At 67.2% G+C, this 25,461-nt stretch carries 20 protein-coding genes; 11 read left to right on the top strand and 9 right to left on the bottom strand.

Features of this window, described 5'->3' with window-relative positions; all coding sequences use genetic code 11:
* Positions 1-3: 3 nt before the first annotated feature.
* The 4 genes from SOM28_RS24905 to SOM28_RS24890 form a co-directional block, all read right to left on the bottom strand.
* Positions 4-957 (bottom strand): alpha/beta hydrolase, encoded by a 954-nt coding sequence (locus SOM28_RS24905; protein WP_320469784.1) that lies wholly within the window; start codon positions 955-957, stop codon positions 4-6.
* Positions 958-1,045: 88 nt separating this feature from the next.
* Positions 1,046-1,537 (bottom strand): hypothetical protein, encoded by a 492-nt coding sequence (locus SOM28_RS24900; RefSeq protein ID WP_320469783.1) that lies wholly within the window; start codon positions 1,535-1,537, stop codon positions 1,046-1,048.
* A 79-nt stretch (positions 1,538-1,616) separates the two neighbouring features.
* Positions 1,617-2,666, bottom strand: coding sequence for an AraC family transcriptional regulator (locus SOM28_RS24895; RefSeq protein ID WP_320469782.1), 1,050 nt, complete (start codon positions 2,664-2,666; stop codon positions 1,617-1,619).
* A complete protein-coding gene (locus SOM28_RS24890; RefSeq protein ID WP_123067536.1) occupies positions 2,663-3,526 on the bottom strand; it encodes a GGDEF domain-containing protein in 864 nt (287 codons plus the stop codon). The genes SOM28_RS24895 and SOM28_RS24890 overlap by 4 nt, the downstream gene beginning before the upstream one ends.
* 290 nt (positions 3,527-3,816) lie before the next feature.
* Between SOM28_RS24890 and SOM28_RS24885 the strand changes: the two genes are divergently transcribed.
* A complete protein-coding gene (locus tag SOM28_RS24885; RefSeq protein WP_320469781.1) occupies positions 3,817-6,339 on the top strand; it encodes a TonB-dependent receptor in 2,523 nt (840 codons plus the stop codon).
* On the top strand, positions 6,339-8,168 hold the full coding sequence (locus tag SOM28_RS24880; RefSeq protein ID WP_320469780.1) for a phytase: 1,830 nt from the start codon (positions 6,339-6,341) through the stop codon (positions 8,166-8,168). The genes SOM28_RS24885 and SOM28_RS24880 overlap by 1 nt, the downstream gene beginning before the upstream one ends.
* Here the strand turns inward: SOM28_RS24880 and SOM28_RS24875 are convergent.
* The gene (locus SOM28_RS24875; RefSeq protein ID WP_320469779.1) at positions 8,114-9,712 is read right to left on the bottom strand and encodes a MutS-related protein; all 1,599 of its coding nucleotides are present in this window, start codon (positions 9,710-9,712) and stop codon (positions 8,114-8,116) included. The genes SOM28_RS24880 and SOM28_RS24875 overlap by 55 nt on opposite strands.
* Before the next feature lie 222 nt (positions 9,713-9,934).
* Between SOM28_RS24875 and SOM28_RS24870 the strand changes: the two genes are divergently transcribed.
* The 8 genes from SOM28_RS24870 to SOM28_RS24835 all read left to right on the top strand — a co-directional run bounded on the left by SOM28_RS24870 (position 9,935) and on the right by SOM28_RS24835 (position 20,026).
* Positions 9,935-11,713, top strand: coding sequence for a YbhB/YbcL family Raf kinase inhibitor-like protein (locus tag SOM28_RS24870; RefSeq protein WP_320469778.1), 1,779 nt, complete (start codon positions 9,935-9,937; stop codon positions 11,711-11,713).
* Between the two features lie 172 nt (positions 11,714-11,885).
* Positions 11,886-13,154: an efflux RND transporter periplasmic adaptor subunit gene (locus SOM28_RS24865; RefSeq protein ID WP_320469777.1), complete on the top strand. Its 1,269-nt coding sequence runs from the start codon at positions 11,886-11,888 to the stop codon at positions 13,152-13,154.
* Between the two features lie 38 nt (positions 13,155-13,192).
* Complete coding sequence (locus SOM28_RS24860; RefSeq protein ID WP_123067542.1) at positions 13,193-13,918, top strand: ABC transporter ATP-binding protein; 726 nt, start codon at positions 13,193-13,195, stop codon at positions 13,916-13,918.
* 9 nt (positions 13,919-13,927) lie between these two features.
* On the top strand, positions 13,928-15,238 hold the full coding sequence (locus tag SOM28_RS24855) for an ABC transporter permease (protein ID WP_123067543.1): 1,311 nt from the start codon (positions 13,928-13,930) through the stop codon (positions 15,236-15,238).
* 13 nt (positions 15,239-15,251) lie between these two features.
* Complete coding sequence (locus tag SOM28_RS24850; RefSeq protein WP_123067544.1) at positions 15,252-16,481, top strand: ABC transporter permease; 1,230 nt, start codon at positions 15,252-15,254, stop codon at positions 16,479-16,481.
* A 25-nt stretch (positions 16,482-16,506) separates the two neighbouring features.
* A complete protein-coding gene (locus tag SOM28_RS24845; RefSeq protein WP_123067555.1) occupies positions 16,507-17,838 on the top strand; it encodes a sigma-54-dependent transcriptional regulator in 1,332 nt (443 codons plus the stop codon).
* Positions 17,835-19,205 carry a sensor histidine kinase gene (locus tag SOM28_RS24840; protein WP_320469776.1) on the top strand — a complete coding sequence of 457 codons (1,371 nt, stop codon included), beginning with the start codon at positions 17,835-17,837 and terminating at the stop codon, positions 19,203-19,205. The genes SOM28_RS24845 and SOM28_RS24840 overlap by 4 nt, the downstream gene beginning before the upstream one ends.
* Positions 19,206-19,255: 50 nt before the next feature.
* Positions 19,256-20,026: a spermine/spermidine synthase domain-containing protein gene (locus tag SOM28_RS24835; RefSeq protein ID WP_320469775.1), complete on the top strand. Its 771-nt coding sequence runs from the start codon at positions 19,256-19,258 to the stop codon at positions 20,024-20,026.
* Here the strand turns inward: SOM28_RS24835 and SOM28_RS24830 are convergent.
* Together SOM28_RS24830 and SOM28_RS24825 are read right to left on the bottom strand one after the other, a co-directional pair.
* Positions 19,989-20,498: a hypothetical protein gene (locus SOM28_RS24830; protein WP_123067547.1), complete on the bottom strand. Its 510-nt coding sequence runs from the start codon at positions 20,496-20,498 to the stop codon at positions 19,989-19,991. The two genes, SOM28_RS24835 and SOM28_RS24830, sit on opposite strands and share 38 nt — an antisense overlap.
* A complete protein-coding gene (locus tag SOM28_RS24825; protein WP_148043931.1) occupies positions 20,499-20,696 on the bottom strand; it encodes a hypothetical protein in 198 nt (65 codons plus the stop codon).
* 355 nt (positions 20,697-21,051) lie between these two features.
* Here SOM28_RS24825 and SOM28_RS24820 point away from each other — a divergent pair, with 355 nt between their 5' ends.
* Positions 21,052-23,481, top strand: coding sequence for a TonB-dependent receptor plug domain-containing protein (locus tag SOM28_RS24820; RefSeq protein WP_320469774.1), 2,430 nt, complete (start codon positions 21,052-21,054; stop codon positions 23,479-23,481).
* Here SOM28_RS24820 and SOM28_RS24815 read toward each other — a convergent pair.
* Both SOM28_RS24815 and SOM28_RS24810 read right to left on the bottom strand, forming a co-directional pair.
* Positions 23,469-24,425, bottom strand: a complete 957-nt coding sequence (locus SOM28_RS24815; protein WP_320469773.1) for an AraC family transcriptional regulator — start codon at positions 24,423-24,425, stop codon at positions 23,469-23,471. The two genes, SOM28_RS24820 and SOM28_RS24815, sit on opposite strands and share 13 nt — an antisense overlap.
* A 17-nt stretch (positions 24,426-24,442) precedes the next feature.
* Positions 24,443-25,456 carry an AraC family transcriptional regulator gene (locus SOM28_RS24810; RefSeq protein WP_320469772.1) on the bottom strand — a complete coding sequence of 338 codons (1,014 nt, stop codon included), beginning with the start codon at positions 25,454-25,456 and terminating at the stop codon, positions 24,443-24,445.
* Positions 25,457-25,461 lie beyond the last annotated feature (5 nt).

The following is a 25,461-nucleotide window of genomic DNA, read 5'->3' as shown; positions in this document are numbered from 1 at the left end:
GGTCTAGTCGACCTTTTTCAGGAAATCGCCGACTGCCTTCACCAGCAGCGGCGAGACCGGCAACGACGGATCGCTGTAGGCCGCGGCCTGCAGCGCCGGGTCGGCCCGCACGTGCTTGAAGATATGGTTCATGCCGGGGATGATGGCCAGGGTCGCATCCGGCTTGGCGCGGTACAGGCCATTGGCCTGGGCAACCGCCACCTGGATATCGGTATTGCCCTGGACGATCAGCACCGGCATGGTCAGGGCGGCGATGCGCTCCGACGGCACATACTTGAACCACGAGATCATATAGGGCTGGACACTCGGCCGGTACAGGGTCAGCAGCGCAGGCGGCACCTGGTCGACCGTCGTGCCTTTCTCGAGCGATGCCAGGATGCGTTCGCTCTCCTTGTCCAGTTCGGGCGGCAGCTTGCCGGCCAACTGCTTGCGCAGGACGGTGGACGGCCCATCGGCGATGCCGGCGATCGAGACGAAGGCCGCGGCGCCGCCCTGCTGCGCCGCCAGCATGCCGATCAGGGATCCTTCGCTGTGGCCGATCACGGCCACAGCGCCGAAACGCGGATCGGCCTTCAGCCTGGCGATCCAGGCCGCGGCGTCTTCCACATAGTTCTCGAAACGCAGCTCGGATTCGGTCGGACCGGCCGCCAGGCTGGCGGCGACGCCGCGCTTGTCGTAGCGCAGCGTGGCGATGCCCTCCCCGGCCAGCGCCAGCGCCAGCATCCTGAGGCTGTCGTTGCGACCGGGGATCAGGGGATTGTTGCCATCGCGGTCGGTCGGGCCGGAGCCGGCGATGATCAGGGCGACCCGCGGCTTGCCCTCGAGGGCGGCCGGCAATTGCAGGGTGCCGGCGATGCGGCCGGTCGGCGTGTCGAGATTGATGTGTTCTTCGCTCGTCTGTGCCGAGGCGATGCCGGCGGCCAGGAACAGCAGCAGCGCCGCGCTGAGTTTGCACATCGTCGGAAACGCGGCCAGTCCGCCCACGGCCCCTGAAAACCACCACTTTTTTTCAAGCTCTGACATAGCACTCCTCATTCAATATCACTCACGCCGCCACTGGCATGCCGCGCTGCGCCAGGCAGAAACCCTCGATGCGCTCCAGCGCTGCCTCGGCTTCACGCTCATCCAGCCCCGCCCCGAAATGGTAGCGATGGGTCGTGGTCTCGATCTCGATCCGGCCATGGCCGAAGCCCAAAGCATCCCACTTGGCTTCCGGCGTCCAGGCCTCCGGCGCCGGCAACAGCCGCACCGCGCGGATCTCGTCGGGCCGGAAGGCCAGCTCGATCGGCGGCAGCTCGCCTGCAGGGGCGATGTACAGCTCATCCCGGAACACGAAGTTGCGATATAGCGCCCAGGCGGCCACGCTGACGATGGACAGCGCGCAGGCGGTAAAGATGATGACGCCGGGAGACAGGTCGCGCCGCGCGCCGCTCGCCAGGCCATAGGCCAGCAGGCAGACGAAGCAAAAGGACATGGCCGCGGCAAAGCCGCGCTTCTGGGTTGGACAGACGATGTGCAAGACCTGGCTGGCGCTCATTCCTTCTCTTCGAAAACGCTCTTGGTTGTGAAAGATACCACTTCTCGAAGGAGGAAATGTGCGTGAATTCTCTCGTGCGCTACACCCCGGGCACAAGCGCCCCGGTGAACCAGCCCAGCTCCCCGTCCAGCGCGGCTCGGATCGGCCCCGGCGTGAGGCCGGTCCAGCGCTTGAACGAGCGCCGGAAATTGGCGGCGTCATGAAAGCCCAGGTAACGCGCGACCTGTTCGTTGTCGGCCCGTTCGACCTGGAACAGCCACAGCGCGACATGGGTGCGCACCCCGTCGAGCTCACCCTGGAAATGGGTGTGGTGGCGCAGCAGCTGGCGCTTGAAGGTTGCCGGGCTGACGCCGAAATCGGCCGCCGTGCGCTCCAGCGTCGGCGCCAGGCGCACATTTTCCAGGAGGTAGTCGTAGAGCGCGGCCAGGATGCCCGGCGCGCGCGATCGTTCCTGCTCGGCCGACTGCAGCGCGAGGCGCGCCGCCATCTCGCTGGCGCGCGGCCACGGCCGGTCGAGCCAGGCGGCGGGCAGCAGCATGGCGTCGAGCTGGCAACCGAAGCGCAGCTCGGTGCCCAGGTGGACGTGGTGCTGTTCGACGTGACGCGGTGCGCTGCGGTTGAAGCAGAAGCGCCACGGCAGGCGCTCGCCGCCCAGCCAGCGGCACAGCGCCACCACCGCCGTCATGTGCATCTCGACCAGGGCCGGCCGGATGCCCGGCGCGCCATAGGCGTCAACCCAGTACAGCAGCGCCACGTCGCCCCAGGTCTCGAAGCGCGGCCGCAACAGCGGCGTCAGGCGCGCATGGAAGCGGCACAGGGTCTGCAGCAGCGCGCGCACGTTAGGCGCCTGCACCAGCGCGTGGCTGGCGGCGCCGTCGTGGCCGGGCAGCAGCAACTGGCCCAGCATGAAGCTGGTGTCGGGGCTGTCCAGCGTGTGCAGGGTGTTCGACAGCTGCTGCAGGTATTGCGCCGGCGCGACCAGTCCATCGGCATCCAGGCCGGCCACCAGCCCGGTGTGGCGCAACAGGTCGGCGTCGTCCGCGTCGCGCGAGCGGCCGTATTCCAGCGCCAGCGCGGGCTGCTGCCGCGCCGGGATCGAGGGCTCTCCGGCTGGCTGCCAGGCGATCACACGGCGTCCATCTGGCGGCACAAGGCGGCCAGCAGCGCATCCGGCGCGCCCTGCGCGGGCGCGCAGCCATGGCGCAGGGAGATCCGCACCCGTCCGCCCGCCGCATGGTGGCGCATCGACGACACCATGCGGCACAGGTGCTGGGCTGCGTCGCGCGCGTCGAGCTCCGTCAGGCCCGGCATCAGCACCGCGAAGCGGTCGCCGGCATAGCGGCACAGCAGGTCTTCGTTGCGCAGGTTCAGGAGCAGCATGTGCGCCACCGCCTGCAGCACGCGGTCGCCCTCCGCCTGGCCGTGTTCGCGATTGATGCGGTGGAATTCGTCGATGTCGAACAGCACCAGCGCGCTGACGCCTTCGCCTTCATTGCGACGGCTCTCCAGGCGCAGCTGCTCGCGCAGGTAGACGGCGTCGGCCAGCTGGGTGATGCGGTCGAACGGACGATGATTGCGAAACAGCCGCTCGCGCTTGCGCATGTGGTCGGACAGCGTGGCCTGCTCCAGCTTCCAGTAATACATGCCGACGGTAAGGATCAGCATCCCGAGCGGCAGCAGCGACTCCAGCGCGTTGTCCCACAACGCCGCCTTGTCGATGTCGACCACCTCGTCCAGGCAATCGGCCCAGGAGCCGAGCATGATGCAGGCCAGGCCGCCGGCCAGCAGCCGCGTGACCAGCCCGTCCGGCCGGCTGGACAGCACGATCAGGCACCACAGCACCGCCAGCAGCGAGGTGCCACCCTCGCTCGCGATGTCGACCCAGTCCCAATCGGCCATCGGGATCGTCGTCCCGGCGCCGACGAACAGGAAGGCGAAGGCGCCGAGCAGCGCACCGATCAGCAAGGCATGGCGGATAACGTTGGACATGGAGGCAGCGTTCAAGGTGGATCGCCGGAACATAGCGCAGCCAGATGACCGCAGGATGACAGGATGGCAAAACTGTCGCATCCGGGCACAGGGTCCGAACGGCTCACGGCAAATGGCGTCCCCTCGAATGCATCCGGCCGCGCCATGCGGCCTGCGTCATGGGCGGCGGGTCATTTCAGCTCATGGTCGGCCCGACGGGGCTCGACCGGACTCCGGCGCTGGGAGGGCGTCACCAACTCGTCATATTGGGACACCAGAATCCGCCCCACTCCAACTATCTCCTTGCCCCCATGCGCTATCTCGCCCTCCCCGCCATCACCGCCAGCCTGCTGGCCGCTGCCGGCGTCCACGCTGCCCCTGCTTTCGCGCCGGCCGTCGAATCCAGCGTGGTCGTCACCGGCCAGCGCGCCAGCCTGGCGCGCGCCATCGCCGCCCAGGAACAGGCCGACAACATCGTCAGCGTCATCAGCAGCGACGACATCGGCCACCTGCCGGACAAGAATGCCGCCGAGGCGCTGGCGCGCGTGCCGGGGATCTCGGTCCAGCGCGACCAGGGCGAAGGCCGCTACGTGGTGGTGCGCGGCCTGGACGCCGACTACAACAGCGTGACCATCAACGGCGCCATGGTGCCCTCGCCGGAAGCGACGCGACGCGCGGTGGCGCTGGACGTGCTGCCGGCCGGCCTGGTGCGCTCGCTGGAAGTGACCAAGTCGGCCACGCCCGACCAGGACGCCAACTCGCTGGGCGGCACGGTCGAGGTCAAGACCCTGTCGGCGTTCGACCTGCCGGGCAAGCTGCTCAGCGTCGGCGTCGCCGCCAGCCACGACACCAATACCGACCAGAACAGCCCCAGCGCCAACCTGCTGTGGGCCCAGCGCTTCATGGACGGCAAGCTGGGCATCGCCGCCGGCCTGTCGGGCGAGAAGCGCAAGTTCGGCTCGGACAACGTGGAAACCGGTGGCGCCTGGGACGGCAACCGCCTCGAAGGCTTCGAGATGCGCGACTACCTGCCCACGCGCGAGCGCCGCGCCGGCGCCTTCAACCTCGACTACCGCCCGGACGCCAGCACCAGCTACGCCCTGCGCGGCTTCCTCAGCCGCTTCTCGGACGAAGAGTCGCGCGACCGCATGACCGTGGGCGACTTCGAGAACGACGAGGAAAGCGTCCTTGAGGGCGAACTCGCTCCCGCCACCGTCGAGCGCCGCCTGCGCCAGCGCAAGTACACGCAAGAGATCCGCTCTCTCACCGGCTCGATGGACCGCCGTTTCGGCGACGCCTGGAAGATGCACCTGGAGGCCGCCACCAGCCGCGCCACCGACAAGACGCCGAACGCGATCAGCGACGCGCGCTTCACCAACATCGAGAGCTTCGAGGGCGTCGGCTTCACCAACACCCGCGCTCCGCACCTGATCGCCCCCGCCGGCGTGGCCGACGCCGCCAACTACGAGCTCGATTCGTTCGCAATCGAGCGCGCCTACGCCAAGGACACCAGCCACCAGCTGCGCCTCGACCTGCAGCGCGAATTCGACGCCGGCGACTGGAGCGGCGCGTTCAAATTCGGCGCCAAGGCCACCCGCCGCGACAAGCGCACCGACACGGACGCCTGGGAATTCGGCAGCGACGACCCGGAAGATGGCGACTACTGGGGCGCCGGCCCGACCTCGATGGCCGCCTTCGTCAATGGCACCCGCATCGACTACCCGTTCGGCAACCTGGGCTACACGCTCGACCCGAACCTGGTACGCGCCCGCCTGGCCGGCCTGAACCGCGACGGCGCACGCGCGATCGTCGACTCGGCGCTGGACGACTTCAAGCTGCAGGAAGACATCGACGCCGCCTACGTGCAGGCCAGCCTGCGCAGCGGCGCCTGGTCGCTGCTGGCGGGCGTGCGCGCCGAGCGCACCCGCTTCAAGGCCGACGGCTCGCAGGTGACGGACGAAGAAGAAATCACGCCGCGCGGCGCATCGCGCTCCTATACCAACTGGCTGCCGGGCATGCACCTGCGCTATGACATGGACCAGCACACCAGCCTGCGCGCGGCATGGAGCAACTCGGTGGTGCGCGCCAACTTCGCCCAACTGGCGCCGGGCGTCAGCCTGGATGGCGACGACGAAGCCACGATCGGCAATCCGGACCTGAATCCGCTGCGCTCGCACAACCTGGACCTGGGCATCGAGCGCACCATCGGCGGCGACGGCGTGGTGTCGGCCTATGTGTTCACCAAGGATATCAAGGACTTCACCTACGCCACCGACCTGGCCGGACGCGGAGCCTGGGCCGACTTCAATAGCGCGATCTCGTACGCCAACGGCGAAAAAGCGCGTGTGCGCGGCATCGAACTGGCCTGGCAGCAGCCGCTGCGCATGCTGCCGGCGCCGTTCAACGGCCTGCTGATCGGCATCAACGGCGCCATCACTCACTCGCGGGCCGACATCGAGAGCGCCGATGGCGATGGAGGCGTGGCTTCGCGCAGCATCCGCATGCCGGGCCAGTCGAACCGCATCGGCAACCTGATGGTCGGCTACGAGTCCGGTCCGTTCAGCGCCCGCCTGGCGATGAACTACAAGTCGCCCTACCTGCTCGAACTGGGCGAGGACGTGCTCGATGCGAGCCAGGACCGCTACGTCGACGCCCAGAAGCAGCTGGACTTCTCGATGTCGTTCAAGCTGGACAAGCGCTGGCAGCTGACTTTCGACGCCAGCAACCTGAACAACGAAAAATACTACGTGTACATGGGCGACAAGTCCCGCAACGCGCAACATGAACAATACGGCCGCACCTTCAAGATCGGCCTGAAAGCGAGCATCTTCTAATGAAAAAAATCGTATCCCTGGTTCTCCTCACCACCCTGCACGCGGCCGCCGCCGCTGCGCCGCAAGTGCCGGCCTCGCTGGCCAGGACCGAAGCCCTGGCCGCGCTGCCGGGCGGCGCCTGGCTGGCGCTCGACAAGAACGCCCTGCGCCTGGTCGGCGCCGACGGCAGCGAACGCGCCAGCTTGCCCATCCGCGCCGAGCAGCTCGACCTGCGCCCGGTCGAAGGAGGCGTGCTGGCCGTGATCATGGATTCCAACACCGAGCGCGTGCAACCGGTGCGGGTCGACCTCGCGGCCGGCGCACTGAAAGCCTTGCCGCCGATGCCGGAAGCCGGCTTCGGCCTGGAAGCTGCCTGCATGTACCGTGACGCCCAGGGCCTGGACCATGTGTTCATGGTCGGCCCTGACGGCCAGGCGCAGCAGTGGCTGCTGGGCAGCGAGGCGCAGGGCGGCTATCGCCTGGTGCGCCGCCTGGCGCTGCCGACCGCGGTTACCCATTGCCGCGTCGACGACGCCCACGCCACGCTATTCGTGGCCGAGGAAGGCATGGGCCTGTGGGCCTATGGCGCCGATGCCGAAGGTCCGTCGGCGCGCGTGCCGGTGGCGCTGCGCGCGCCGTACGGCAAGCTGGCCGGCGAGATCGAGGGCCTGGCCGTGCTGCCGGGCGGCGTGGCCGCCCTGGACGAGGAGGGCGACCTGCTGAGCTGGCGCCGCGCCGGCGCGGCCTGGACTGCGCTGCCGGCGCGCGCGCTGGGCGGCAAGCAGCTGGTGGCGCTGGACGGCGCCTCGCTGCTGGTGCAGACGAAGAAAGGCTGGCAGGCGCCGGCGCTGGCATGGAAGGCCGGCACCCCGCCGCCGCGCGCACTGCCGATCGTGATGCCGCGCATGCAGACCGCGCCGGTCGCGCAACTGGGCGACGCCGCCGACGATCCGGCGATCTGGGTCAACCCGAAGGATGCGACCCAGTCGCGCATCCTCGGCACCAACAAGAAGCAGGGCATGCTGGTGTACGACCTGCAGGGCAAGGAAACCCAGTTCCTGCCGGCGGGCCGCCTGAACAACGTCGACGTGCGCCAGGACCTGCGCTTCGGCGACGAGCGCTTCGACCTGGCCCTGGCCACCCAGCGCGACGAGAATGCGATGGTGCTGTTCACGATCGACGCCAGGGGCACTCTGGCGGAAGCCGCGCGCCTGCCGACCGGCCTGGATGACATCTACGGCACCTGCACCTACCGCACCGCTGAAGGCGGCATGGACGCCTTCGTGAACGACAAGGACGGCCGCTACGAGCACTGGCAGATCACCCGCAGCGGCGGCAAGTTCAGCGCGAAGCTGGCGCGCCAGTTCAAGGTCGCGACGCAACCCGAAGGCTGCGTGGCGGACGACCACAGCGGCCTGCTGTTCGTGGGCGAAGAAGACAAGGCGCTGTGGGTCACGTCGGCCAAGGCCGACCAGCCGGCCACGCTCAAGATGGTGATGCCGGTGGGCGAATGGCTGCACGACGACATCGAAGGCATGGGCATCTACCACGGCGACAAGCAGAGCTACCTGGTGGTGTCGAGCCAGGGCAATAGCAGCTACGTGGTGTTCGATGCGGCGCCGCCGTTCAAGGTGCGCGGCGCCTTCCGGGTCGGCATGGACCCGGTGGCAGGCATCGATGGCGCGTCCGAGACCGACGGCCTGGAAGTGAGCTCGGCCAACTTCGGCGGCCCGTTCGCGCGCGGCATGCTGGTGGTGCACGACGGCTTCAAGCGCATGCCGGACGCGGCCCAGAACTACAAGGCGGTGGCCTGGGACGATATCGCCAAGGCCTTGAAGCTGGAAGATTGAGGCGGGGCGGGCTCCACGAGGTGGCTGCTCAACCAGCGCGCCACCTCGGCCGCCCTGTTTTCAATCTCCGCTCCAAAGCCCTGGCTCGCCAGCAGCGCGATGCCGTTCGGGTTACGTAGCACGCCCGGCGCCAGCACCGGCTGGCCGCCGGCGGTGTCGATGAAGAACGGCGCCAGCGGCTCGCGCAGCAGCGGCGCCAGCACCAGGTTGTGCGACGACACCAGCACCAGGTCGCGGCCGGCCAGCTGTTCCAGCACGGCGCACGCCGCCGATACCGACTCCAGGTGGTTGGTGCCGCGGAATACCTCATCGATCAGGCAGATGCCCGGCGGCTGGCCTGCGGCATCCAGCAATTCCTTTGCCCGCCGCAGTTCCGCCATGTACAGGCTCTCGCCGCCCAGCAGAGAATCCTCGTTCTGCATGCTGGCGCGCACCGGGACCGCCGGCAGGCAGGCCCGCGCGGCATAGCAAAAGCCGAAGGCGCGCGCCGCGATTGCGTTCAGGCCCACCATGCGCAGGAAGGTGCTCTTGCCCGAGGCATTCTGGCCCGAGACGAAAGCGCCTTTTCCTTCCAGCGCCACCGATAGCGCAACCGGACTTTCCATCAGCGGGTGGATGCCGCCCTCCAGCACCAGGGTGCGCGCATCGCCGCGCTCGGCCCAGCACCAGCGCCCGATCGATGCCAGGTGGCGCACCAGGGCCACGTCGGCCTCCAGGTTGGCGCAGGCCAGGTAGCACTCACGCAGCAAGGCGCGCTCGGCGTGCACGATGCGCAGCGTCTTGAAATGGTAGACCACATTGGCCGCCGCGAACCAGTCGGCGTACTGGATCGCGCCCGGAATCATGCGCAGGCTCAGCGAGCGCGCCAGGCGCAGGTGCAGGCGTTCCGCTCGCGGGCGCGCCGCCACGAAAGGTTCCAGCAGCTGCCCGCCCTGCCCACCCAGCAGGCTGGTCGCACGCAGCAGTGCGTGCAGCGCGCGGATGGTGGCGGCCCATTGCTCGAGCGGGCGGTGCAGGCGCATCTGCAGCGCCATCAGGGGCGCCAGCGCCGCCAGGGTCAACATCCAGCCCAGCGGCAGGGTCGCCAGGGCGGCCAGCGACAGCAGCAGCGCGAGCGGCAGCAGCCATAGCCAGCGCGGCCACCACGGGATGGTCGGCGCAGTATCCTGGAACAGCAGTCCGGCCACCTCGGCATCGGCATGGCGCAAGGTAGACAGGCTGGCGTCGATCGCATCCAGCCGCGCCGGGTCATCCATCAGCGCCTGCAGGCGCGCGCGCTGTGCGACGCACGCCGCATCGTCGATGCCGGCCCGCAGGCGCCGGTGCAGCACCTGGCGCGCGAAGATGCTGGCCCGGGGCGCCAATTTCTCTTCGTACGATTCGAGCAGCAAGTCGTTCCAGGTCTGGTCGTCGATGCCGGCGGCGCCATTGAGGCGGTACAGGCGCTCGACTTCGTCCGGGATGAAGAAATGGCGCGGCGGCGGGGCGGGTGGGGCGAGCGCAAGGCTGCGCAACAGGTCTTGCAGGCGGTCGAACAACGACACTGATGAACTTTCTGGAGAACCGGCGACGCCGGGTGCCAATCCAATATACGGATCGATTGCCATCTTGCAAGATCGAAAAAATTTATGGGCTGAAATTACCCGTGGCGCATGTTCAACATTGAATCCGACAATGTACGTTTCCAAACATACCGCGTTCCGAATCGCTGGCACGATCATTGGCGCAAGGCTCCCACCAACAATGACCAAGAAAGGCAGGCCCCAATGAAACGCGCTTCGCTCGCAGCCGCGCTGTGCATGGTGTTCGGTTCCGCTACCGCCCAGCAGGGCGACGGCACCATGTTCTCCACCAAGATCAACGTCTGGAAACCCAATAAGGTGGAGGCCACGCCTGAGCGCATCGCTGCCCTGAAGGCGCCGCCTGGCTTCACGGTCAGCGCCTTCGCGACGGGCCTCAAGAACGCGCGCATCATCGCGGTGGCGCCAAACGGCGACGTCTACCTGAGCCGGCGCGACCAGGGCGACGTGCTGCTGCTGCGCGACGCCAACGGCGACGGCCGCGCCGACGGCGCGCCGGTCACGGTGGCCAACCGCGCCGGCGCCCACGGCCTGGCGATCCGCGACAACAAGCTGTATCTGGTCACCGTCAAGGAGTTGTTCGTGGCCGACATCAAGCCCGACGGCCGCCTGGGCGAACTCAAGATGCTGATCGGCGACCTGCCCGATTCGGGCCAGCACCCGAACCGTACCATGGCCTTCGGCCCGGACGGCATGCTGTACCTGAGCGTCGGCAGCACCTGCAATACCTGCAACGAAAGCAATGTGGAAAACGCCACCCTGCTGCGCGTATCCCCCGATGGTAAAAGCCGCACCATCTTCGCCAGCGGCCTGCGCAACATGATCGGCTTCGGCTGGCATCCGACCACGGGCGAGCTGTGGGGCTTCGACCATGGCATCGACTTCCTGGGCGACGACGTCCAGCCCGAAGAGATCAACAAGATCGAGCTGGGCAAGCAGTATGGCTGGCCGCACGTCTACGGGGCCGGCGAGATCTACCCACAAAGCACGCCCCAGGGCGAGATCACCAAAGAAGAATGGAAGGCGCGCAGCACGCCGATGGTGCTGGGCTATACCGCCCACGCGGCGCCAATGCAGTGGGTCTGGGGCGCCGGCAGCGCCTTCCCGGCCGACTACCAGGGCGACGCCTTCGTCACCATGCGCGGTTCGTGGAACCGGGTGCCGGCATCGGGCTACGAGATCGTGCGCGTGCGCTACCAGGACGGCCAGCCGAAGTCGGTCGAGCCGTTCGTCACCGGCTTCCTGACGGACGGCGGCAAGACCCATATCGCGCGTCCGGTCGGCCTCGCGCTGGCGAAGGACGGCGCGCTCCTGATGGCGGACGACGCCAATGGTGTGATCTACCGCATCGCCTACACCGGTGGCAAGGCAGCCGCCGCCACGCCGCCGAAGGCGCCGGCCGGCCCCATGGAGCAGCAAGTCAACAAGGGCAACAAGGTCCCGCTGGCGAACAAGCGCCCCGAGACCGAGGCCAAAGGCCAACTGAGCGTGACCTCGTCGAGCTTCAGCGCCAACGGGACGATGGACGATCGCTACACCGAGTATGCGGACGGCGTCTCGCCGGCGCTGTCCTGGAAACCTGTGGCGGGCGCGAAATCGTACGCGGTCATCGTGGAAGACCCGGACGCCAAGCCGGTCACGCCCTTCGTGCACTGGGTGATGTGGAACATCCCGGCCACCATCACCAGCGTGCCGGAAGGCGTGCAGGAGCAGCCGCGCCTGTCCGACCCGGACGGCGTGCTGCAGGGCCGTACCACGCGCGGCGCGCCCGGCTACTATGGGCCAAGGCCGCCGGTCGGCGAGGCGGCGCACCGCTACCACTTCCAGGTCTATGCATTGGACAAGATGCTCGACGTGCCATTCGGCGCCGACCGCGACCAGGTGCTGCAGGCGATGAAGGGCCATGTGCTGGCCAAGGGCGAAATCGTGGGCAAGTATGGGCAGAAGCAGCAGCCGCAGAAGTGAGCTCCTGAACGCGGACAGCCCTGTCCGCGAACGACCGGCCCAGGCCGGACGGACACCGCGGACAGTGGTGTCCGTCCGGCCTCTCCCATATGAATCAATGACTTAACATTGGAATAAGCGCTGGCACGGATCGTGCAGTAACGACAGGAAACTCGTCGTTACTGGACACAACATGATCCGCGATACATCCCAACAAGACGCCGTCGTCGCCACGCCGGCGTCCCACAAGTTCAAGCGCCCCGCGCTGCTGATCGGTACCGCCGCCGCCCTGCTGGCTGCCAGCGTCGCCGTGTTCGCGGCCTGGAGCGGCAGCGAACATTCCGTCTCCGGCAGCCGCGTGCGCATCGCCGAAGTCCAGCGCGGCACCCTGGTGCGTGATGCCGCCGTCAACGGCCGCGTGGTCGCTGCCGTCAGCCCCACCCTGTATTCCACCGCCCCCGCCACCGTCAACCTGAAGGTCGCCGCCGGCGACACCGTCAAGAAGGGCGACGTGCTGGCGGTACTGGAGTCGCCCGACCTGAGCGACGCCCTCAAGCGCGAAGTCTCGACCTACGAACAGCTCAAGGCCGAAGTGGCGCGCCAGCAGATCCTGGCGCGCAAGCAGCAACTGCTGGCCAAGCGCGAAGCCGACACCGCCGAGATCGAACGCCTGTCGGCCCAGCGCACGGTGGAGCGCTACGACAGCGTGGGCGTGGTCGGCATCATCGCCAAGATCGACTACCAGAAGGCCCAGGATGCCCTCAACTCGGCCGGCATCCGCGCCAAGCATGCGGCGCAGGCGGCCAACCTCGAAGGCGACGACGTCCAGCTGGCGATCCGCACCAAGACCAACGAGATGGAGCGCGCGCGCCTGTCGATGGCCAACGCCCAGCGCCGCGTCGACGAACTGACCGTACGCGCGCCGGTGGACGGCTTCATCGGCACCCTGAACGTGCAGAACCGCATGGTGGTCATCGCCAATGCCCCCCTGATGACGCTGGTCGACCTGTCCAAGCTCGAAGTCGAGGTCGAGGTGCCCGAAACCTATGCCGGCGACCTGGGCCTGGGCATGAGCGCCGAGATCACCCTGCCCTCGGGCCGCGCCACCGGCAAGCTGTCGGCGCTGTCACCCGAGGTGGTCAAGAACCAGGTGCTGGCGCGGGTGCGCTTCGACGGCGATCAGCCCAAGGGCCTGCGCCAGAGCCAGCGCGTCACGGCGCGCCTCCTGATCGAGGAGAAGCCTGGCGTCCTGATGCTCCCGCGGGGCCCCTTCGTCGAGAACGAAGGTGGCCGGCATGCGTATGTGATGCAGGACGGCGTCGCCGTGCGCACCCCGATCCAGCTGGGCGCGACCAGCATCTCGGCGGTGGAGATCGTGTCCGGACTGAAACCGGGCGACCAGGTCGTGATCTCGGGCACCGACGCCTTCAAGGACGCCGCACGCGTCTCGCTCAACAATTGAACTACCCTCAAGCACACAAACAGAACAAGGAGCAAACCATGCTGCGCATGTCCAACCTGAGCAAGGTGTACCGTACCCAGATGATCGAGACCCATGCGCTGCGCGGTTTCGAGATCCAGGTCAAGCCTGGCGAATTCGTCACCGTCACCGGCCCGTCCGGCTCGGGCAAGACCAGCTTCCTGAACATCGCCGGCCTGCTCGAAGAATTCACCTCGGGCGAGTACATCCTTGACGGCGTGAACGTAAAGGGCCTGGACGACGCTGCCCGTTCGCGCCTGCGCAACGAGAAGCTGGGCTTCATCTTCCAGGGTTTCAACCTCATCCCCGACCTGAACCTGTTCGACAATGTCGACGTGCCGCTGCGCTACCGCGGCTTCAATGCGCGCGAGCGCAAGGAGCGCATCGAGGACGCGCTGGCCAAAGTCGGCCTGGCCTCGCGCATGAAGCATTATCCGGCCGAACTGTCGGGCGGCCAGCAGCAGCGGGTTGCGATCGCGCGCGCGCTGGCGGGCTCGCCGAAACTGCTGCTGGCTGACGAACCGACCGGCAACCTGGATACACAAATGGCGCGCGGCGTGATGGAACTGCTGGAGGAGATCAACGCCGCCGGCACCACCATCCTGATGGTGACCCACGATCCCGAGCTAGCGGTGCGCACCCATCGCAATGTGCACATCATCGACGGCCAGGTGTCCGACCTGGTGCGGCGCAGCCCTTCCCTGGCCAACGTCGATAGCGACGCCAACGCCGGCCTGCCGGCATAAGGAGCCTCCATGTTCGGCTACTACTTCAAGCTCGGCCTTCGCAGCCTGCGCCGTAATCCGGCGCTGACCGCGCTGATGGTCCTGACCCTGGCGATCGGGGTGGCCGCCAGCGTCTCGACCCTCACTATCCTGCACATGATGTCGGGCGACCCGATCCCATCCAAGAGCGAACGCCTGTTCGTGCCGCAGTTCGACAACGGTGGGCTGGATGGCTACACGCCCGGCGCCGAACCCGACGATATGCAGATGAGCTACCAGGATGCCGCAAACCTGCTGCGCGGCGGCCAGGGCGAGCGCCGCACGGCCATGTACGGCGTGCAGCTTCCGATCGAACCGCCGCGCAAGGATATGTCGGCCTTCAAAAGCAATGGCATCGCGCCGACGCGCGATTTTTTCGCCATGTTCGACGTGCCTTTCCTGCACGGACAGGCCTGGAGCGAGCAGGACGAAGAACGCGGGGCGGACGTCGTCGTGCTCGGCCGCGCCATGTCGGAAAAACTGTTCGGCGATGCGAACCCGATCGGCCAACGTCTGACGCTGATGGGCAATCCCTACACGGTGGTTGGGGTAACCGATACCTGGAAGCCGCTGACGCGCTACTACAAGCTCGTCGGCGGCGGCCACCCTGGACAGGGCGAGGAATTCTTCATCCCATTTTCCAGCGCCATCCGCCACGAAACCGGGCACTCCGGCAGCATGAGCTGCAGCAGCAACCGCGAAAGCGGCTACGCCAACCTGCTCGCCTCCGAGTGCACCTGGATCCAGTTCTGGTTCGAGACCCGCTCGAGTGCCGATCGCGCCGAACTGCAAACCTATATCGACAACTATGCGAGCGAGCAGCGCAAGCTTGGCCGGATGCAGCGCAACGCCCCCAATGCGCTGTACAACGTGATGGAATGGATGGAAAAGCTCAAGGTCGTCGGCAATGACAGCAAGCTGTCGGCGTGGCTGGCATTCGCCTTCCTGGTACTATGCCTCGTCAACACCATCGGCCTGCTGCTGGCCAAGTTCTCGGTACGTGCAACCGAAGTCGGCATCAGGCGCGCACTGGGCGCCTCCCGTGGCGACATCTTCCGGCAATTCCTGATCGAGACCGGTGTGATCGGCCTTGCAGGCGGTCTGCTCGGCCTGGCGCTGTCGTTCGGCGCGCTAGCACTGATCGGCATGCAAAGCGCGCGCATGGCGGCCGCTGCGCGCATGGATTGGCAAATGCTGGCCCTGACATTCGTGATGTCGATCGCGGCTGCCGTGATTGCGGGCCTGTTGCCGACCTGGCGCGCCTGCAAGGTCACGCCGGCCATCCAACTCAAATCTCAATAATCCGGGAGCCTCCATGGAAATCCGTCCCATCCTTTCGGCGCTCCTGCGCAACAAGACCGGCCCGATCCTGGTCGCGCTGCAAGTGGCGCTGAGCCTGGCCTTGCTGGCCAACGCACTACACATCGTCAACGAGCGCCGCACCGTCGCCGCCCGCCCGTCCGGCCTGCTCGACGAGGCAGCCACTTTCTACTTCCAGGTACGCAGCCTGAACAACGATACCCCGGAGCAGATGCTGGCGACAATCAAGCGGCATACCGAGATATTGCGCGGGGTGCCGGGCGTACTCTCGGTGGCGCATGTCTCGCAAATGCCCTTGTCGAACAGTGGCAGCACCAGCAGCATGTCGGCCACCCGCGATCCCCAGCAGGAGACCACGTCGGCCGCCATGTACGTGTCGGGAGATTCCCTGGTCCAGACCTTCGGGTTGCAACTGGTGGAGGGCCGTGATTTTCTTCCCGGCGAGCTGGTTGATATCAACGAGCAGCAGGAGCGCACGCCGCCCCGCACCGTCATCATCACCAAGGCGCTGGCCGACAGGCTGTGGCCTGGCGCCTCTGCGATCGGCAAGACAATGTACTTCGGTACAGGCGACGCGCCGGGCGCGATGGTCGTCGGCGTCGTCGAGCGCCTGCAGACCGCGCATGTCCAGATCGGGGACCTGGGCGAGTTCTCGGTGATCATGCCGGCGCGGCTGTACGGCGCAGCCGGCGCGATCTATGCCGTGCGCGCCGAACCGGGCCAACGCGATCGCATCATCAAGGATGCCGAGCAGGCGCTGCGCAAGTCGTCCTTGATCCCGATGATCCTCGAAACCGCCACCGTGGAGCAGGATCGCCAGAAGCGCTACCGTGCCGACATGGCGCTGTCATGGATGCTGGTGACGGTGAGCGTGCTGCTGCTGCTGGTGACCTGCAGCGGCATCGTCGGCATGGCCAGCCTGTGGGTGACCCAGCGCCGCAAGCAGATCGGCGTGCGCCGTGCCCTCGGCGCGCGCAAGATTGACATCCTGCGCTACTTCATCGTCGAGAATGTCCTGATCACCAGCGCTGGCGTCGCGGGCGGCGTGCTGCTGGGCGTGGGCCTGAACGGGCTATTGGTGAGCAAGCTGGAAATGACGCGCCTGCCGCTGGTGTACCTTGCCGGCGGCGCCTTGATGTTCTGGACGATCGGCATCCTGGCCGCCTACGGCCCGGCGTGGCGCGCGGCCAGCACCTCGCCGGCGCTGGCCACCCGCAGCACCTAGGCGGGAGGGTGCTATGCTGGCGGCCATGCCCACAGTTCTCATCATTGACGACAATGCCGCCGTCGCCATGGCGCTCGAAGTGCTGTTCTCGCTGCACGACATCGCGGCGCTGCGCGCGGCCTCGCCCGAGGAGGGCCTGGACCTCCTCGGCCGTGAGCCGGTCGACCTGGTGATCCAGGACATGAACTTCACGGCCGACACCACGTCGGGCGAGGAAGGCGTGGCCCTGTTTCGCGAGATCCGCCTGCGCCATCCCGACCTGCCGGTGATCCTGCTCACCGCCTGGACCCACCTGGATGCGGCGGTCGACCTGGTCAAGGCTGGCGCCGCCGACTATCTTTCCAAACCCTGGAACGACGAGCGCCTGCTGGCCACGGTCAGCAACCTGATCGAGCTGGGCCAGGCCAACCGGCTGCTTGCCAGCCGCCTGCAACGCGAACACAAGGCCAAGCGCGAGCTCGAGCTGAACTTCGACCTGCGCGGCCTGGTGTGGCAGGACCCGGCCACCGAACGCGTGCTGCACCTGGCCTGCCAGGTGGCTGCTGCCTTCGTGCCGGTCTTGATCACCGGTCCCAACGGCACCGGCAAGGAGCGCATCGCCGAGATCATCAAGGCCAATTCGACGGTAGCCGACGGCCCCTTTGTGGTGCTCAACTGCGGCGCCCTGCCGTCCGAACTGATTGAGGCCGAGCTGTTCGGCGCCGACGCCGGCGCCTATACCGGCGCATCTAAGGCGCGCGAAGGCAAGTTCGAGGCGGCCGACGGCGGCACCCTGTTCCTCGACGAAATCGGCAACCTGCCACTGGCCGGACAGATGAAACTGTTGCGGGTGCTGGAAACCGGCCGCTTCGAGCGGCTCGGCTCGAACCGCGAGCGGCAGGTGAAGGTGCGCGTGATCAGCGCCACCAATGCCGATCTCTCCGCGATGATCCGCGCCGGGACCTTCCGCGAAGACTTGTTCTACCGCCTGAACGTGATCGAGCTGCGCCTGCCGCCGCTCACGAGCCGCCCGGGCGACATCCTGCCGCTGGCGCAATCCTTCCTGGCGCATGGCAAGACCCTGCACCCGTCGGCCGAAGCGGCACTGCTGGCCCACCCCTGGCCCGGCAATGTGCGCGAACTGAAGAACGTGATGGCGCGCGCCAACCTGCTGTCCGCCGGCGGCACCATCACGGTGGCGGACCTCGGCCTACCGGCGGCCAGCCTGCCGGCCCAGGACACGGAGCCCGACCGTGACGCCATCGTGGGAGCGCTGGCGCGCGCCGGCGGTGTGGTGGCGCAGGCGGCAAACGAGCTTGGCCTGTCGCGCCAGGCGCTGTACCGCCGCATGGAACGGTTGGGAATCGAACGTCCATGAGCCAGGCGCCGACGCGGACCAGGTTTTCGCTGGTCACGCGCCTGTCGGCGCTGGTCGGCACCCTGCTCGTGCTGGCCATGCTGGCCGCGCTCGGCCTCGATGCCCTGTTCCCCGGCCGCCCGCTGCTGGTCGCGGGCCTGTGCCTGCTTGGACTGCTGCCGGTGGCGATCATCACCCTGCGCGCGCAAGTCCAGCCCATCCTGTCGCTGTTTCGCGCACTGGAAGGCACGGTGGACAGCTACCGCGACGGCGACTTTTCCTTCAGCCTGCATTGGCCGCACAACGACGAGCTGAGCGACCTGATCGCGGCCCATAACCGGCTTGGCGCCGTGCTGCGCGAACAGCGCCTGGGCCTGGTGCAGCGCGAACTGCTGCTCGACTCGATGGTGCAGAACACGCCGGTGGCGATGCTGCTGGTAGCCGATTCTTCCGCCCACGCGGGTGAGCACTCAGGTGTCATCGTCTACGCCAACGTCGCCGCACGCCAGTTGCTGGCGCATGGCCGCAAGCTCGAGGGCAACGCCCTGCGCGCCGTGCTCGACGAGGCGGCGCCGGCCCTGCGCGAAGCGCTGGCGCGCGGCGGCGACGGCCTGTTCAGCGCCGGCCAGGGCGAGGACGAAGAGGTTTATCACCTGGCGCGCAGCACCTTCAACCTGAACGGGCGCCGCCACGAGCTGCTGCTGCTGCGCCAGCTGACGGCCGAACTGCGGCGCCAGGAAGTGCAGACCTGGAAGAAGGTGATCCGCGTGATCAGCCATGAACTCAACAACTCGCTGGCGCCGCTCGCTTCGCTGGCCCACTCCGGCGCCGAACTGGTACGGCGCGGGCAGGTGGAACGCTTGCCGCAGATCCTCTCGACCATCGGCGAGCGCACCCGCCACCTGGAAAGCTTCATCCTCGGCTATGCGCGCTTCGCCAAGCTGCCCACACCGCGCCTGGAAGCCTGCCCGTGGCCGGACCTGGTCGCGCGCCTGGCCGGCCAGGTCGATTTTTCGGTCGAAGGCGAGCTGCCGCCAGACCCTGCCTGGGTCGATGCCGCCCAATTCGAACAGGCGCTCCTGAACCTGCTCAAGAATGCGCACGAATCGGGCTCGAAGCCTGAAGACGTCGGGCTGCAGGTGCGGCGCGTGCAGGACCAGCTGCGCATCGACGTGCTCGATCGCGGCAGCGGCATGAGCGACACCGTGCTCACCCAGGCCCTGGTGCCCTTCTATTCGACCAAGCGCAGCGGCACCGGCCTGGGGCTGGCGCTGGCGCGCGAGATCGCCGAAGCGCACGGCGGACGCATCCTGCTCGCCAACCGCGACGGCGGCGGGCTGGCGGTGACGCTGTTCCTGCCGGCGCTATCCGCCCCGCCATCCGGCTGAAGCCCGGCGCGCTCTGGTAAGATCGGCTTTGATTTTGCCTCGTTGCGACCATGCCGCCTTCCACCATCGATCCCCGCTTCGCCCAGCCCGGCCATCCGCCCGCCACCATCGACGAATTCGAAGGCGTGCGCTTCCTGCACCTCGGCACCTCCTGGGTACAGGGCGCGATGCGCATCGCCAAGCCGGACACGATCGAGCTCGAATACGTGCAGATGATGATGATGTGGACGCTGTTCCAGCGCGCGCCGCGCCAGATCGCCCAGCTCGGGTTGGGCAGTGCCGCGCTCACCAAGTTCTGCTACCAGCGCATTCCCGAGGCGAAGGTCACGGCGGTCGAACTCAATCCCAACGTGATCGCGATCTGCCGCGCGCTGTTCGGCCTGCCCGACAACGATGCCCGCCTCGACGTGCGCGAGATGAATGCACTCGACTTCGTGCTCGATCGCGGCAACCACGGCAAGTTCGACGTGCTGCAGGTCGACCTGTACGACCAGGACGCGCGCGGCCCGGTGCTCGACTCGGTCGAGTTCTACCAGGGCTGCCGCGATTGCCTGGCGCCGGGCGGCCTCATGACCGCCAATGTGTTCGGCGACTTCAGCAACTACGACAAGAACTTCCTCAACATGGAACAGGTCTTCGACGCCGTCGCCTGGCTGCCCGAAGTGCACGATGCGAACGTGGTGGTGCTGGCCTTCAAGGAGGCGCCCGAGATCGACTTCGCGGTGCTGTACGAGCGCGCCGGCGAGATCAAGCGGCGCCTGAACCTGCCGGCCAAGAATTGGGTCAACGGCCTGAAAGAGTGGATGCGCGACCATTCGTGAGTTTATGGCGCGGCGTGGGCGGGCGGCGGCCCGGCAGGTGGCCGCTGACGCCCAGTTCGGACGCCGGCACCGGCGCGCCGAGCACCGCGAACACCGCGCCGCAGGGTTCGCGCTCCAGCCCCAGCACCGGGAACACCCGTTCGAGGTTGGCGTACTTGGCCCAGGCGCCGGCGCCACGCGACTGGCTCGGCGGGATCGACATCGCGGCAAAGCCGCGCGCGCCCTTCTCTACCGCCGCGATGCTGCGCACGCGGGCGGCATGCGCCTCTTCATCCGCTTCCCCGCCCTGGCCGGCATCCATGCAGCGCACCCGCAGTTGCGCGCCCGGCAGTGGATGATCATCGATCTTCTGGTTGGGAGCGTGCCAGAGCTGCATCAGCACGATGCCGGTCGGCCCGTGGGCGTCCCAGGCGCTTTCGAGACTGCCGTGGTGTTCAAGGCCGTAGCGCTTGCATAGCTGGGTGATATTCATCTAGTCGTTCCGTTGCCGTTGGCGCCGCTCGCGGTTGCGGCGGGCGGCGGGATCCTGCATGGCGCGCAGCAGGACCTCTTGTGAGACATTGCAGCTCTCGAGGTACACCAGCCCCGCCGACACGCCACGCGTCTCGGCCAGGAACAACGCATATTCGGTAGCGAGCGCGGACCGCTCGTCGATTCGTCGTTGGATCATGATGTGGCTGCCTACGAAGTGCGGCGAAAGCGCCGTCTTGAGACCTATGCTAAAGCCCCTCGGCAGCACACCATTGGAAATCTTGTTAGAGAACGTAACAATCCAGCAAACTCTTTCCTGCAACATTTCTCACCAAAAACTTCTTTATTCTCAATGCATTACCCGACACTCATGAAAATGTTGTGAACTACAAGAGCACGTCTCTTTTGCGCCACGGACATCCCGCTTATTTACCTTCGTATTTACTTATTTCAATATCTTCGTAGTGTACGGACATATCCCATTGCTAACATCAAATGACATCCGAACAAGCGGATGACATGACAAAACTCATTGCAGGGGGTAGAGGATGACCATGAAGTTGAACAAGAAAATACTGCCGCAACGCGCCCTGCTGGCGTCGGCACTGATGGCGGCACTGGCGCCCGTGAGCGCCCAGGAGACGGACAGCAATATGTCGCAGGTGGTGGTGCTCGGTTCGCGCACCCAGGCCAAGACCGCGCTCGACACCGCGGTCCCGGTAGGCCTCATCAACAGCAAGGACATCCAGTCCGCCGGCACGCTCGAACTGGGCAAGGTGCTGCAAGACCTCGACCCCTCGTTCAACTTCACCAGCACCTTCGTGAGCGACGGCACCGACATCATCCGCCCCGCCACCCTGCGCGGCCTGGGCCCGGACCAGCTGCTGGTGCTCATCAACGGCAAGCGCCGCCACCAGCAAGCCCTGGTCAACGTGCAGCAGACCATCGGCCGCGGCTCGGCCGGCACCGACATCAATGCGATCCCGCTGTCGGCGATCCAGTCGATCGAGGTGCTGCGCGACGGCGCCGCGGCGCAGTACGGCTCGGACGCGATCGCGGGCGTCATCAACATCATCCTCAAGAAGGGCGCCGGCAACGGCACCCTGAGCGCCAGCGCCGGCACCACCGACGAAGGCGACGGCGACACCTATTCGGCCAGCGCCAACCGCGGCTTCGCGCTGGGCGCCGACGGCGGCTACCTGAACCTGTCGGTCGAGGCCAGGAAGCGCGACGAGACCAATCGCGCCGGCCCGGACACGCTGCGCGTCGACCCGCCGCGCGTGACCCAGCGCCTGGGCGACAGCAACGCCAAGGACTACTACCTGTGGCTGAATTCGGCCATCCCGACCGCCGGCGGCGAACTGTATGCCTTCGGCGGCGCCTCCAAGCGCAAGGGCGATTCGGGCGGCTTCTTCCGCCCGGCCGAAGACTCGCGCAACGTGCCCGAGATCTATCCGAACGGCTTCCTGCCGAATATCGTGACCACCGTGCAGGACGCCTCGCTGGCCGTCGGCTACCGCCACGACCTGCCGAACGGCTGGAACGCCGACGCCAGCATCAACCATGGCCGCAGCCAGCTCAAGTTCCACGAACGGAACTCGATCAACGTCAGCTACTGGTACGAGAACGGCGAATCGCCGACGTCGGCCGACACCGGCACGCTCAAGTTCGAGCAGACCACCTTCAACCTCGATTTCAAGGGCCCGGTGAATGTACTGGGCGGCGAGCTGTTCGTGGCCGCCGGCTTCGAGTGGCGGCGCGATAACTACGAGATCGAGGCCGGCGATCCGGTCTCGTACCAGTATGGCCGCACCAACAATCCCGCCATCATCATCCGCGACCAGAACGGCGGCATCGCCGCCTCGGGCATCCAGGGCTTCCCCGGCTACACCCCGAGCACCGCGGTCGACGAGGGCCGCCACAACACCGCCTACTATCTGGACCTGGAGCGCAAATTCGGCGACAGCGTCACGCTCGGCGCCGCGGCGCGCCACGAGCGCTACTCGGACTTCGGCAACACCACCATCGGCAAACTGAGCCTGCGCTGGGACCCGAGCCGTACGGTCGGCATCCGCGGCAGCGCCTCGACCGGCTTCCGGGCGCCGGGCGTGCAGCAGAAGTTCTACAGCTCGGTCTCGACCAACCTGAACGCCGCCGGCGTGCTGACCGAGACCCTGACCGCGCGCGAAGACAGCGCCGTCACGCGCGCCTTCGGCATCGCGCCGCTGCAGGAAGAAACCTCGAAAAGCGCCAGCATCGGCATGATCCTGCGCCCGACCCAGGGCTTCTCGCTCACCGCCGACGTGTATCGCACCAGGATCGACGACCGCATCGTCTTCTCCAGCAATATCGCGCCCGAGTCCGGCCCCTGCGCGACGCCGGCCGCCTGCCCTATCCGCAACATCCTCGATCCGCTGCGCGTGGGCCAGGCCCAGTTCTTCACCAATGCGATCGACACCACCACCACCGGCCTGGACCTGGTGGCGCAGCAGACCATCAAGGGCCAGGGTTCGACCCTGGTGCTGTCGGGCCAGCTGGGCTTCAACAAGACCGAGGTCGACGATCGCCACTCGCAGTCGCCGGTACTCACCGGCGCCCAGTTGTTCGACGACGCCCAGGTGACGCTGATCGAACGCGGCCAGCCGCGCAAGCACCACGTGGTGTCGGCCGACTACACCACCGGGCCGTGGAACCTGACGGCGCGCGCCAACTACTTCGGCGAGGTGCAGGGCCAAGGGTTCACGGCGCCATTCGTGCAGACCTGGGAAGCCAAGTGGATCGTCGACCTGACCGGGCGCTATGCCTTCAACAAGAACCTGGCGCTGTCGGCGGGCGTGAACAATCTGTTCGACACCTATCCGACGCGCTGGGATCCCGAGCGCGCGGCGCCCTTCCCGCAGATGGGCTTCACGCACTGCTGGGAGACCTGCCCGTTCGGCATGAATGGACGCTCGGCCTACGTCAAGGCGGACTATACTTTCTGAGGCTGGCCGTCCGGCGCGCCGGACGCGGGCTGCAACAGGAAGGAACGCAGCTCGCGCACGTCCTGCGAGGGACTGACGCCGAAAGCGCGTGTGTACTCGCGGCTGAATTGCGAGGCGCTTTCGTAGCCGACCCGGTGCGCCGCGCTGGCCACGGTGGCCGCCTCGAACACCAGCAGGCGGCGCGCCTCCTGCAGGCGCAACTGCTTCTGGTATTGCAGGGGCGTCATCCTGGTGGCCAGCTTGAAGTGATGATGCAGCGACGACTGGCTCATGTTCGCCGCCTGCGCGATCTCTTCCATGCGCAGCGGCTCCTTGTAGCGCAGCGTGATCTGCTGCGCCGCGAGCCGGATGCGGTGCGGCTGGGTCCCGGGCGTCATGAAATGCGCCAGTTGCCAGCCTCCTTCGCCAATCAGGAGGCGGTACATGATTTCGCGGTAGGCCAGGGGCGCCAGCTGGCGGATGTGGCGCGGCGTCTCGAGCAGCCGGCACAGGCGCAGCACCGCGTCGAGCAGGTCGTCGTCAGTGCTGGCGGTATGGATGCCGAAGGTGGCGTCCACGCCGGTCGGCAACGGCGCGGCCTGGTGCGCGTCCTCCAGCAGCAGGCTGGCGATCACCGCGGGGTCGATATCGAGCCAGACGCACAGATACGGTTTCTCGGGCGACGCCTCGGCCACCTGTCCCGACACCTGGATGTCATGCGCGAACACCATATGGCGCGCGCTGTCGTGGACGAACCGGGTATCGCCCACGAGCAGCTGTTTCGATCCCTGCGCCAGCAGGCACAAACCGGGTTGGTACAGCACCTGGCCCAGGGCGGTGGGGCCAGAGACGCGGACCAGCTTCAGTTTCGGCACTTTTGTCACGTGCAGGCCGTCATGCGGCGCTATGCGCAGCATGAGCTCGATCAGGCGCTGTTGCGCACAGTGGGACGATGGCCCTTGCATGCCGATGCCCTCCTCGTTCAGGTCGCCGGTTCGGCCGTGACGGCCTGGCCGACGGCGGCCCAGGTGGCGCGCTCGGCCTGGCTCAATTCGTCCAGGCCCGGTGGCGTGCCGCCGCGCGACCGGAACAGGGAAGAACGCAGTTCGCGCACGTCCTGCGACGGACTGATGCCGAAAGCGCGCGTGTACTCGCGGCTGAACTGCGACGCGCTCTCATAGCCGACCCGGTGCGCCGCGCTGGCCACGCTGGTAGCCTCGAACACCAGCAGGCGCCGCGCCTCCTGCAGCCTCAGTCGCTTCTGGTACTGCAGGGGCGTCATATTGGTGGCCAGCTTGAAATGGTGGTGCAGCGAAGACTGGCTCATATTGGCCGCCTGCGCGATCTCGCCCATGCGCAGCGGCTCCTTGTAGCGCAGCGTGATCTGCTGGGTGGCGACGCGCATGCGGTGCGACTGCGTCCCCGGCGTCATGAATTGCGCCAGGCGCCAACCGCCTTCGCCGCTCAAGAGGCGGTAGATGATCTCGCGGTAGACCAGCGGCGCCAGCTCGGGGATGTGCTGGGGCGTCTCCACCAGCCGGCACAGGCGCAGCACCGCATCCAGCAACGCCTCGTCGGTGCGCGCGGTATAGATGCCGAGCGTGACGTCGTCATGCTCCGGCGCGGGCGCGGCCGGCACGCCCTGGCCCAGCAGCAGCGAGCCCACCACCAGCGGGTCGATGTCAAGCCAGACGCTCAGGTAAGGGGCGTCAAGCGATGCCTCGACTACCTGGCCCGAGACCGGTATGTCGTGCACGGCGACCAGGTGGTGCGCCTGATCGTAGGCAATACGCGCCTCGCCCACCAGCAACTGCTTGCGCCCCTGGGCCAGCAGGCACAAGGCCGGTTCGTACAGCACCTCGGCCATGGACGACGCGCTGGACGCGCGCAAGAGCTTGAGCTTCGGCACCGCCGTGATGTGCAGGCCGTCTCCGGGCGCACCACGCCGCAGGCACTCGACCAGCTCTTGCCGTAATGCGCTCAGCTTTCCGGACATGGCGC

The organism is Massilia sp. CFBP9026 (assembly GCF_034045165.1).
In the GTDB taxonomy this organism is placed as follows: Bacteria; Pseudomonadota; Gammaproteobacteria; order Burkholderiales; family Burkholderiaceae_D; genus Telluria; species Telluria arenae.
This window is presented reverse-complemented; position numbering and strand designations above follow the sequence as displayed.